The organism is Vallitalea maricola, assembly GCF_036985595.1.
In the GTDB taxonomy this organism is placed as follows: domain Bacteria; phylum Bacillota; class Clostridia; order Lachnospirales; family Vallitaleaceae; genus Vallitalea; species Vallitalea maricola.
The window spans coordinates 19,715-32,427 of record NZ_BTPU01000032.1; the positions used below are offsets into that span (position 1 = coordinate 19,715).

General features: G+C 30.2%; 6 protein-coding genes. All 6 read left to right on the forward strand.

The features are described from left to right. The first annotated feature begins 36 nt into the window (after positions 1–36). Positions 37–1,572, forward strand: a complete 1,536-nt coding sequence (locus tag AACQ14_RS11035) for a serine hydrolase domain-containing protein (protein WP_339363647.1) — start codon at positions 37–39, stop codon at positions 1,570–1,572. Between the two features lie 128 nt (positions 1,573–1,700). Then, positions 1,701–2,366, forward strand: a complete 666-nt coding sequence (locus AACQ14_RS11040; protein WP_339363648.1) for a DUF4332 domain-containing protein — start codon at positions 1,701–1,703, stop codon at positions 2,364–2,366. Between the two features lie 31 nt (positions 2,367–2,397). Beyond that, complete coding sequence (locus tag AACQ14_RS11045) at positions 2,398–3,111, forward strand: thioesterase II family protein (protein WP_339363649.1); 714 nt, start codon at positions 2,398–2,400, stop codon at positions 3,109–3,111. Between the two features lie 2 nt (positions 3,112–3,113). Beyond that, positions 3,114–4,316, forward strand: coding sequence for a 7-cyano-7-deazaguanine synthase (locus tag AACQ14_RS11050; RefSeq protein ID WP_339363650.1), 1,203 nt, complete (start codon positions 3,114–3,116; stop codon positions 4,314–4,316). 15 nt (positions 4,317–4,331) lie between these two features. Next, a complete protein-coding gene (locus tag AACQ14_RS11055; protein ID WP_339363651.1) occupies positions 4,332–5,495 on the forward strand; it encodes a pyridoxal phosphate-dependent aminotransferase in 1,164 nt (387 codons plus the stop codon). A gap of 29 nt (positions 5,496–5,524) precedes the next feature. Then, positions 5,525–12,694, forward strand: a complete 7,170-nt coding sequence (locus AACQ14_RS11060; protein WP_339363652.1) for an amino acid adenylation domain-containing protein — start codon at positions 5,525–5,527, stop codon at positions 12,692–12,694. The last annotated feature ends 19 nt before the right edge of the window (positions 12,695–12,713 follow it).

The following is a 12,713-nucleotide window of genomic DNA, read 5'->3' on the forward strand; positions in this document are numbered from 1 at the left end:
AAACAATCTCATAATTTAGTAAGAGGATGGTTGCGAATGGGAAAAAAAGGTATAATTTATACAATAATAATATTAGTAATGATGAGTATGTTTAGTACACAGGTAAAAGCAAATAAAAAAGTTGACTCAATAAAACAAGTAAGTTTAGATCCAACAACAGAAGCAGATTTAGAAAAATTAATTAATAGCAACATGCAACAGGGGCACATTCCAGGTTTAGCATTAGTTATTATCAAAGATGGGCAAGTTTTCTATAAAAAGGGATTTGGATATGCAGATGTTAAGAGGAAAAAGGAAGTTACATCAAAAACCTTTTTTGAGATTGGATCTAATAGTAAGGCATTTACTGCCTTAGGTATATTAAAGCTAGAGAAGGAAGGGAAGATACAACTAGAAGATTCTGTGACAAAATATATACCCTGGTTTAAAATGCGTTATGTAGGTATGTACCAAGGTGAAGAAAGAGAAGAATACGTTGATATAACTATCAACCAATTATTACACCATACTAGTGGTATTACTTCTAAATCAATAGCAGATATACCTATTTCAAATGAAGAGGATGCACTAGAGAAGACCGTTAAAACCCAAGTCAATAAGAAGCTTGCACATTATCCAGGAGAAAACTTTGAATATGCAACAATTAATTATGATATTCTTGGGCTTGTCATTCAAAATGTAACAAGCATGAGTTATGAGAATTATATGAAAGAAAATATACTAAAACCCCTAGGTCTTAATGAAACATATACACATAAAAATAACCATATTGAAAAGGATATGGCAACAGGATATAAGGTACAATATTTAAAAGCTCGTCCTTTCAATGCGCCTATTTATAAAGGAAATACACCTGCTGGATACCTCATATCCAATTTGGATGATATGGAAAAATGGGTAAAAATACAACTGGGTATATATCCATTACAAGATTTTGATGAAGAACTCATTAAGACTTCCCATATACCCGATACAACCGTATCACCTGGTGGAGATGGCTCTTCATATGCTTATGGATGGTTAGTTTATCAAGAAGGTGAAGGAGTTTTTACACATGCAGGAAATAATCCTAATTATTCATCGTATATCCTTATAAGACCTGATGAAAACCTTGGTATATGCGTTCTTTCTAATATCAATTCTGCATACACAATGGACCTGGGAAAAAGCATTTACAGAATATTGAACAAAGAAGAGCCTATTAACTATACAAAAGATATCTATTCTACAATTGATAAAAAAGCATGTATAGTAATAATTATTGGAGTTGTGATGATTCTTATCCTTTTATTTTTATTAGTACGTTTTGTGTTAGAACTAATTAATGGTAAAAGAAATCATAAAAACAATGGGAAGAAAATAATAACAACAATAATTGGAGCTCTATTAATAACTGTAATTATTAGTTATTGTCTTTATAGGATACCTCATGTACTATTTTATGGATTGCCTTGGTGTTTTATTAAAGTATGGGCACCACAGAGTATATTGACAGCCATTATGTTGCTTATTATAGTTGTTGTATTATTTTGCATATATTTTGTTTTAAAGAGAATATATCCTAAGAAATAATAGGATTTTACAATATATTCCATATAGCAGACCATATCATTAAGATGGAGTTAGGTAAAATAAATGACATAAAAGAGAGGGATTACCTTATATGTATGTCATAATTTAAATATGAAAAGGAGTAAAGTATGATTATTAATAATTTTTTAATCAAAGATATGCCCATAGTATTAACAGAACTTACGATACCACAAAGTTATTATCATTTAATAGACAACGCAGTAAATTACTGTAATAAGCTTGATGAATTAGGCTATAAATATACTCATCAATTATTAGACATTCAAAGCAATCATAATAAAATGGAAGAATTATGCCAAAAGACTAGCATTCCATTGACTTATCTACAATCTTTAATAAAATTACTAGCTTTTAATCAATACAAACCATTTCCTATAAAGAAAATAGAGAGTTTAAGTAAAGAAGAGATTGATAAGTTTTTGAATAAGGGTTATAAAAAAACAGATCAGATTCTTCTAATAGGGAAAACAAAAGAAGATAGAAAGAAATTAGCAGAAGAAGTTGGAGTTTCAGTAGATTGTGTAACTAAGCTCATAAAAATGGCGGATCTTATGAGATTACCAGGAGTCAAGTATATTAGAGCAAATCTCTATTATGCAGCAGGATTTGATTATGTTCAGAAATTTATAGGATTAGATTTGGATAAAACAAGAGAGTATCTAAAAGCTTTTGTAAAGGATACGCAAATTGCTAAAATGGCACCATTAAAGAAAGAGTTAGCAACCCATATTATGTGGTCCAAAATATATCCTATTCAAGCTGAATTTGAATAAGAGGTAAGATATCGTACAGAAAGGAAATATCATGAGAGAAAAAATACTGTTCTGTTTACCTCATGCAGGAGGGGCGGCAAGTACTTATGGAAGTTGGAAGAGATGTAGTGATAGTATGATAACAGTTGTACCTATTGAGTTAGCTGGTAAGGGAAAGAGAATAAGAGAAAAACAGTATGAAACACTACATAGTGCTGTAGATGACATTTATCATTATATATTAAATACATTAAATAATCATTGTTCTTATGGTATATTCGGCCATAGTATGGGAGCTTTACTGGCTTATGAAATCTATTATAAGATGAAACACCATAATAAACAATTACCTGATCATATGTTTTTATCTGGTCGAAAACCACCACATTTTAAGGAGGATGAGATATTACATAAATTATCACAAGAGGATTTTATAGAGAAAATAAGACAAAGTGATGGAACTCCAAATGAGTTTTTTGAGCATGAAGAGCTTCTTTCAATCTTTATACCTATACTTAGAGAGGATTACCGAATATTAGAAGAATATCAATATACTGAAAAAAAATATAAGATGCACAGTGACATAACTGTTTTTTATGGAAAGAATGACAAGATGACCAAAGAAGAAGATATGCAGGAATGGAAACAGCATACAGATGGTGAAATGGAACTGCTGGCTTATGATGGGGGGCATTTTTTCATTCATGAATATGAAAAACCTATATATTCAGTTATTAAGAGTAAACTGCTGAAAGGAGAAGGCTAAGCATGAAAAAACAATATTGTAATCATTGTGGATTACATTCTAATATTCCTGGAGTAACAATTAACAGTGATGGTATATGTGGATTATGTACAACCTATGAAGAAAATCAAGTATATGAAAAGCGGTTTAGAAAAGTACTCACCCATAAAATGAATAAATTGTTTAAAGAAGTAAAAGAAAGAAGTCATATGTACGATGCCATTGTTCTATTTAGTGGAGGTAAAGATAGTACGTATCTATTAAAGTTAGCAAAAGAGGAATATCAATTAAGAGTTTTGGCCGTTTCTATTATGCATTCGGTAGTTAATGATGTTTCAGAAAAAAATATGCATGATGTAACCAAAAAAATGGGAATAGACCATATACAATTCTATATACAAGAAAACGTATACAAACAAGTCATGCGAAAAGGATTGCTAGAGAGTGAAAAATATCAATTAGATGAATTTTTTGGTTGTACAATATGTAGTTTTTTTCATTATTGGATACCTATTAAAATAGCAATGAAAATGAATATCCCAATTATTCTAGAGGGCAGTGACTTGGGACAGAGTGGAAGACCTCTTTATACAGAAGGCAATCAAATAAAACATAATATAAAAAAAGGATATAAACCCTATGGGAAGATACATGACCTTATAGCAGATGCTCTTGGGGATGAATACAAGGGCAGTATTTACGACTATGATTCTGTAGAAATGATGTCAGATAATTATCCAACAATTATTTCACCATTTACTTTTACAGATTATGATTACAATAAAACACTTAATGAGATTGAAGAAATGGGGCTTAATAGTAATAAGTTTAATAAGATATATACCAACTGTTCTCTTCTTCCTTTTATTTCTTATTTTACGATAAAAAAATACGAATGTGTACCATACGTCAAGCAATATGCAAGTGAAATTAGAAGACAGGAACCTGTTCTAATGCAATTAAAAACTGAAAATGATACTAACAATAAAGTACTAGATAAGGACAATATCATGAAGCTCATGGATGAATACATAAAAGTGATTAATTATGTAGTGGAAAATAAATTGAGCGAGGAAGATATTCTGCATACTCGCAAGAAAGATCTAATAGACTTAGCACCAACTTATTTAAATATATTTAAAGATGATGTTGGTGACTGCTTAATAAAAGATGTATCTAAGATTCCATATTATGCAAATTTCTTTGATATAAAAATATATAATTAAAAGGTGGGGATTAAAATGATGAAAGAAAACATTGATTATAATCAAAATAAGTTTTTAATGTTTGTATTGGATAAAATGGCATATGAATATGAACAAGATGGTAAAGATGTTATTCGAATGACTTTAGGTAAATCAGAGTTGCCTTTACATGAGAATATCACTAATGCTATGGTTGATGCGTTAATGGATTTTAAGAAAAGTACTCTCGTGTTTCCACCAGGTTTACCTCAATTACAAGTTAAGTTATCAGAATTTTATAGAGAAAACAATAAGTTGGATATAAAACCTTCTAATATAATTATTAGTACTGGTACAAGTACTATTTTCAGAAATTTATTTTATCTTTTATTAAATGAAGGTGATGAAGTATTATTACCAATACCTTATTATTCTCTCTATAAATTTTCAGCTATACTATGTGGAGTCAAAATAAGATATTATAAAATTGATACAAAAACATTAAAATTAGATAGAGAATCTTTTGAACAAAACTTTACTTCCAAAACAAAAATAGTTGTTATTAATACACCAGGTAATCCTTTGGGTAATATATTATCAAAAGATGATTTGTTATTTATGGATTCTGTTGTAGATGGTCAAGCTACCATAATAAATGATGAGATATATAGTAATATGTGTTTTGATGAACCTGGAACTTCTGTCTTAGAATTAGATGGTATTAAATCACAGTTTATAACAACGAACAGTTTTTCAAAAGGGTATAGAATGTATTCAAGACGGGTTGGTTATTGTATTGTTCCTGATGAACTGGTTACACCTCTTACTGTCATTCAGCATCATACTCTGCTAACAACAGATCCAGTAGTACAGTTTGGTGCTATAGCAGCACTAGATCATCAGGATGAAGTTACTTATCTTAGAAATTTATATAAAAGTAGACGAGATTATACAGTAGAAGAATTCTCTGATGTAAAAGATGTGAAAGCAATACATTCAAAAGGGGGATTCTATTTAACATTAGAATGTTCACAATTTATGAAAAAACATAATATCAAAACTAGTTTAGATTTAGCAGTTAAAATAATGGAAAAAACTAATGTAGCTACGGTACCTGGATCAGATTTTGGATTGCCAGAAACAATAAGATTATCTTATACATGTATCAAATATAATGAAGGAATTAATCGTATGGTAGATTTTTTTAAACATTATAAATGATTAACGATCTAGTAAGTGGGTGATAAAAAATGCCAGATAAATTAAATAAGGATGCAATAGAAGATATAATATCTTTAACAGGTATGCAAGAAGGTTTATTGGTCAATCATATACGTAAACCTTCTTCAAAACAATATTTCGATCAAATAACTATACATATTAATGGTTACATTGATCAAAATATCATGAAGAAAGCATGGGAGCATGTATGTCAAACAAATGAAGTGCTTAGATCTATATTTCGTTGGAATGGGTTAAAACAACCTGTACAGATAATACTAAAAGAAAAAGAAGTTAATTTTCATGTAATTGATATAGATGAACTTCATATTAATCAGAAGATTGTAATTAGAACAATGGAAGAAGATAAAGCAAGGTTAAGCTTGGAAAAAAATCCATATTATATAACATTATGTCGATTTCATCAGGAGAATGTATTGATATTAAGTGCTCATAGAATATTGTTTGATGGATGGAGTAATGCCATAATCATAAAAGAATTATTTGAAAATTATAAAAACATTTTAGATGAAAAACAAATTATAAAAAATAAGAAAACAGCATATAAAGAATTCATTAGATGGTATCATTCTCAAGATATGAAAGAATGGGAACATTTCTGGGAAGATTATTTATTGGATTATGATACAAAAACAGTATTACCTTTTAGAAAATATACGTATCCATTAAGCGAGTATTCTTCTTATAAAGTCAAAATAACACAACCTATGATGGTAGCTTTAAAACGAATGTCAGAAGATAATAACATAACCTTCGCAACATTAATATTTACAATATGGGGGATAATACTTCAACAATATAATAATGTGGATGATGTAGTTTTCGGTACAACAGTGGCAGGTAGACCTCCTTCTATTGTAAATGTAGATAAGATAGTAGGATTATTTATTAATACTATTCCTATACGCATAAGAGGACAAAAAAATCAGAAAATAATAGATTTATTAAAAGAAATTGAAAAAAACTCTCGTAAAAGGAATGATTATCAACACTGTCCTATATCCACAATTAAGAAATGTACTCAATTAGGTCAACAGGAGAATCTATTTGATTCCATAGTTGTTATTGAGAATTATCCAATAGATAATATGAGCGATAATGATATATTAAGTATTACTGACTATAAAAGTTATGAAACAACGAATTTTGATTTAACGCTTCAAGTTACTATTGAAGATGAAGCTAGTCTTGTATTTCATTATGACCGTGGATTATTTGACCAAGATGATATAAACAGGTTAGCTGCATATTTCTTACACGCTATTCATGAGATAATCGATAAACCTTATATAACGTTAAAGGAAATCTGTTTATTAGATAAAAGAGAAGAAGATAAGATTATTAAAGAATTTAATAACAATAAAAAAGCATATCCCAATATATCTAGCATACCAAGTTTAATCGAAGAAGCAGCCATGAATAATCCAACCAGACAGGCAGTACAATTTAAACAGAAGATACTTACTTATTGTGATATAAATAACAAAGCAAATCAATTAGCTAGATTATTAATTGACCAAGGTATGCAAGATAATGATAAAGTTATCTTAATGATGCCTCGATCTATAGAAGCTATTATTGGGATATTAGCTATATTGAAAGTTGGGGCTATCTGTATACCTTTAGATATATCTCATCCAGACTATAGAATGAATTATATTATTAACGATAGCCAAGCTAAATTTATATTAAAAGATAAAAATATTCATAAGAGCTTAGATACAAGTGGTCTAACGATGGTTACCTATAAAACAGATGATATAGACAATTATACGTATAACAATTTGAATAGACATATAATGTCGACTCAATTGGCTTTCATAATGTATACTTCTGGATCAACAGGTAATCCAAAAGGCAGCATGCTGACCCATAAAGGTGTTATATGTCATGCTATGATTAAAAAATCAGAATTTAATATAAGTGAAAAAGATTGTGTAGCTAATAATTTTAGCTTGAATGTTATTGCCTCTTTATGGCAAATTTTTACACCACTTTTTTCAGGTGGTAAAGTAGTGGTGCATACAGAGGATATTGAAACAGATCCATACAAACAATTTGAAGCTGTAGCTAAGGATGGTGTTACTGTTTTAGAATTAATACCATCAATATTAAATACTTATCTTTTTCAAATAGAAGAAAATAAAGATAAAATAGAACTTCCTAACTTAAGGTATATAGGATTAACCTCAGAAGAAACAAAAGCATCATTGGTTAATAAGTTCTATAGTAAATATTCCATACCACTAATCAATTGTTACGGGCAGACAGAATGTTCAGATGATGTAATGCATTATCATATTCCTATAGACACAGATACTAAGAGAGTATTAATTGGTTATCCTTCTATAAATACAACGATTTATATAGTGAGTAGTAATAATCAGATTCAGCCTATAGGGTTCGTTGGAGAGATTTGTGTATCAAGTGATGGTGTGAGTAAAGGTTATTGGAATAGATATGACCTAACACAAGATAAATTTGTAGTCAACCCATTTAAAGATAATAAAGTGATGTATCGAACAGGTGACTTAGGTCGATGGTTGCCAGATGGAAGTGTAGAATATTTAGGACGACTAGACCATCAGGTTAAAATACGTGGTAATCGAATTGAATTAAGAGAAATAGAAAATATAATGGCTAATTTAGAAGATATTCAACAAGTATCAGTTATTGTTAAAACTGATAATAAAGGAGAAAAATACCTAAGTGCATTCTTTACTTCCTCATTAAAACTCACTGTTAAAGATATCCGTAAATTCTTACTTGAAAAAATGCCTTCTTATATGATTCCTGTGGAATATATGCAATTAGATTCTTTTCCAATTACACCTAATGGAAAAATAGATAAGAAGCAATTATTAAAGATGGGTAATGATTTGGATATAGGTAATGTATTTGTTGCTCCAAGAGATGAATTGGAAGAAAAGATTGCAGAGATTTGGAGAACATTACTTCAAAAAGACAGAATTGGTATGGATGATAATTTTTTTGATTTAGGAGGTCACTCTTTATTATTGGTTAAGCTTAAAACTATGTTAGAAAAAAGGTTAAATCAAGAGATACCTATTCTTGACATATTTAATTATCCTACAATTCATCATTTAGCAGAGTACATAAGACAAAAGCATATTCCTGAAAAAAAGGTGAAGCAATCATCAACAGATGATGAAAATAGATGTTTAGATAAAATAGCAATAATTGGTATAGCCATGCGTGTACCTGGTGCTGAAGATAAAGATGTATTCTGGGAGAATCTTATGAATAAGACAGAATCCATCCAATTCTATGAAGATGAATGGAAAAAAAATGCAAAAGATGATGGAAAACATATTCTAGCAGGAGGAATTCTTGAAGGGATAGACTTATTTGATGCTAAGTTTTTTCATTACAGCCCAAAAGAGGCAGAGCTAATGGATCCACAACATAGAATATTCTTAGAACATTGCTGGATGGCTGTAGAAGATGCTGGTTATAATGTAGATAATTATAATGGTACTATAGGTGTTTTTGCAGGAACAGGATATAGTACTTATCTCTATAATAATATTATGAGAAATCATGCAGTTGTGGATAATTTAGGAGAATTACAAACCATGATATGCAATGACAAAGACTACATAGCTTCAAAAGTAGCATATAAAATGAATTTAACAGGTCCAAGTATTAATATTCAATCAGCCTGTTCATCTTCACTAGTTGCTATTCATTATGCAAAGGAATCAATTCTAAACAATGAATGTAACATGGCACTTGCTGGTGGTGTGTATATTAAAGTTCCTCAAAAATCAGGCTATCTCTATACAGAAGGTGGACATATGTCACCGGATGGTCATTGTTATCCTTTTGATAGTAGAGCTAAGGGAACGGTCTTTAGTAATGGTGTAGGTGTCGTTCTGCTAAAAAGATTATCAGAAGCTATTGCTGATCATGATCATATATATGGGGTAATAAAAGGGTCAGCTGTTAATAATGATGGAGCTTTGAGGATGGGCTTTACAAGTCCAAGTGAAAAAGGACAGCTAAATGTTATTAGGAAAGCTATTGATAATGCAGGTATATCAACAGATTCGATTGAGTATATTGAAACTCATGGAACAGGTACACCACTAGGTGATCCTATTGAATTTAAGGCTTTAACTAAAGGGTATGCTAATCAGAAGAAAGACAAGTCATATTGTGCATTAGGTTCGGTTAAATCTAATATTGGTCATCTGGATGTAGCTGCTGGTGTTATAGGGATGATTAAATTAATATTAGGGCTACAGCATAAGATTATACCGCCTATGGCTAATTTTGTATCTCCAAATCCTTTATTGGATATAGATAATAGCCCATTCTATGTGAATAATTCTCCATTAGAGTGGAAGCTTAAAGATCATCCAAGAAGAGGAGCTATAAGTAGTTTTGGCATAGGAGGAACCAATGTGCATATGATACTAGAAGAAGCTCCTAATCCTAATATCATAAATAAAACAACAAACAAACAACTAATTCTTTTATCAGCAGAAACAGAAAAAGCAATTGAAGATAGTAGGCAGGCATTATTACATACTCTTGAAAAAAATCCTGCAATGGATATGGAGAGTCTTGCCTATACGCTACAAGTAGGACGTAAAAGATTTAAATATGGATTTATGTTTACAGCTAAGAGTATCAGGGAAACAATTGATCAATTACAACAAGAGAAAAATCTAGTAATAAAGCCAAAGAATCAACCAACCATAGCTTATGTATTTTCAGACAGTTTTAATGATTGGACTGCTATCAGAAATCTATATGAAGAGTATAAATATTTTCATGAGATAATAGATAAAATAAATGGTATGTTAAATCAACATATACATATTAATATCCCATCCTATATTAATAGTAAATTAAGCAAGAGAGAGGTAGACAATATAATGCATGAACAAGTAGTTATATGCATTATACAAATTGCTCTCGTACAATTATGGGATTATTGGGGCGTGAATTGTGATGGTGCCATAGGGTATGGAATAGGAAGATATGCAGCTTCATATTGTATGAATAAATATACAATAGAGGATATTATTAATTTGTTATCCTCAGATGTTAATGAAGTAATAGATTATCAAAAGAATAATGAAAGTGTTGGTGATAATAAACAGGATATCCATTCTTATGATATTCAAATAGATATGGGTTCACAAGATGAAGATAACATTTTATGTGTATTAGGTAAATTGTGGTTATCTGGTGTTAACATTAATTGGAACAATTATCATCAAGAAAGAGGCAGACGTATTTCGTTACCTCCTTACTCTTTTCAGAGAAAAAGTTATTGGATTCATCCAGATTCACTTTCTAACAAGAACAATATAATTAAAAATGAGAAAGAACAATGGCTATACATACCTGTATGGAAACAATCTATATTACCTATATCAAGCTTAAGTCTAATTAAAAAAACTTGGCTCATTTTTTCTGAAAATGATAGTTTAGATAAGAAGCTTGAAGATTATCTTACTATAAAAGGTCATCATGTAATAAGTGTAAGACAAGGTTCATCCTATTGTAAGTTAAATAGTAGGGAGTATATTATTAATAATCAAGTACTAGATGATTATATACAATTAATAAAAGATATTAAAGAAAGTCATATTTGTATTCATAAAATACTGCATCTATGGAGCTTGGATGCGTGTAAAGTATCATTGTTGGAAGATGATAATATTGAAATACAACTTGATAAGAGTATATTTAGTATCATGCTATGTGTAAAAGCCTTAGAAAAACAACTCATTATGAATCACATAGATATGTGGGTTATATCCAATTACTTAAGCAAGATAGAAAGTAATGATGAGTATAATCCCATAAAAGCAGTAATACCTTCAGCTTGTCGAGTGATATCCCAAGAGTATCAAAATATAATATGTAAAAGTATTGACATCGGAAATTATTCAATCTTGAAAGATGATAATAGATTGATTCATAGGATACTCTGTGAAGCAATATCTTTCACTAAAGAAGGTGAAATAGCTTATAGGAATTACAATCGTTGGGTAAGAACATATGAGCAATCTAATGCTGAATGGAATAAAAACGATAATATTATACATGAACAGGGTGTCTACATGATAATAGGAGGTTTAGGTAAGATTGGACTGGCACTTGCTTATTATCTTGGAATGAAGTACCAAGCCCGGTTGGTTCTTGTACATCATAATGATATACCTCCTAAAAGCCAGTGGGAAAATATTTTGCCAGAACATGAGTGCTATAATAAGATAGATCAACTAAATCAGCTCAGCAAACAAGGAGTAGAATATGTTCTTATGCAAGGAGATTGTTCCGATTTATCACAGATGGAGAAAGTATTTAACCAATCAGAAGATAAATTTGCTCATATAGACGGTATCATACATGCAGCAGGAGTAACCGGAAGAGAGAGTTTCAAGCCTATATCTAACATAACAAAAGAAGAGTGTTTAGAACAATTCAGACCTAAATTAAAAGGTTCAATGGTCATACAACAATGTATTCAAAACCGTTCCATTGATTTTTGTATCTTTTTTTCATCAATATCTTCTTTTATGGGAGGGCTAAATTTCTTTGGTTATAGTATTGCTAATGGATTTCTCGATCATTTAACTATGTCTAGTGATAATGAGAAACTAATGTGTATTAACTGGGGTGCTTGGGACATTAATAGTTCAACAGATGATTCATCTAGAACAAATAAATTGAATAAAGAGAAAGCTCTAGAAGCTTTTATCCGTGCTACAGGTTATGTGGGTTATCATAAGCAACTTATCATTCCAGATGAGCATTTTGAGGAGCAAATGGAGCGATGGTTGACTTATACAAAATATGAGGATGAACCGTCATTTTTGGATGAAAAAACATCTCAATTATCGTCTCATTCAATTAACAGTAATGAAACTGAAAAGGCAATTATCAAACTTATGAAAGAGTTTCTTGGTGTAGAAGTAACTAAAGAAGACGATTTTTTTGCTTTAGGTGGACATTCATTAATGGCTACCAAATTTGTTTCTCGTATAAGGCATATATTTAAGGTGGATTATTCTCTATATAATTTTTTAGATCATTCTACAGTAGATACTATTGTTAAAGATTTAGTCGAATTAAGTGGAGGAAGAGAGCAGACTGAAGCTATAGCACGACTATATAATGAAGCAGATAATAGATAATTATTAATAAGGAGCATGG

Coding starts and splice junctions, on each gene's coding strand:
- AACQ14_RS11035 (WP_339363647.1), top strand. CDS start 37: ATGGGAAAAAAAGGTATAATTTATACAATAATAATATTAGTAATGATG.
- AACQ14_RS11055 (WP_339363651.1), top strand. CDS start 4,332: ATGATGAAAGAAAACATTGATTATAATCAAAATAAGTTTTTAATGTTT.
- AACQ14_RS11060 (WP_339363652.1), top strand. CDS start 5,525: ATGCCAGATAAATTAAATAAGGATGCAATAGAAGATATAATATCTTTA.
- AACQ14_RS11050 (WP_339363650.1), top strand. CDS start 3,114: ATGAAAAAACAATATTGTAATCATTGTGGATTACATTCTAATATTCCT.
- AACQ14_RS11045 (WP_339363649.1), top strand. CDS start 2,398: ATGAGAGAAAAAATACTGTTCTGTTTACCTCATGCAGGAGGGGCGGCA.
- AACQ14_RS11040 (WP_339363648.1), top strand. CDS start 1,701: ATGATTATTAATAATTTTTTAATCAAAGATATGCCCATAGTATTAACA.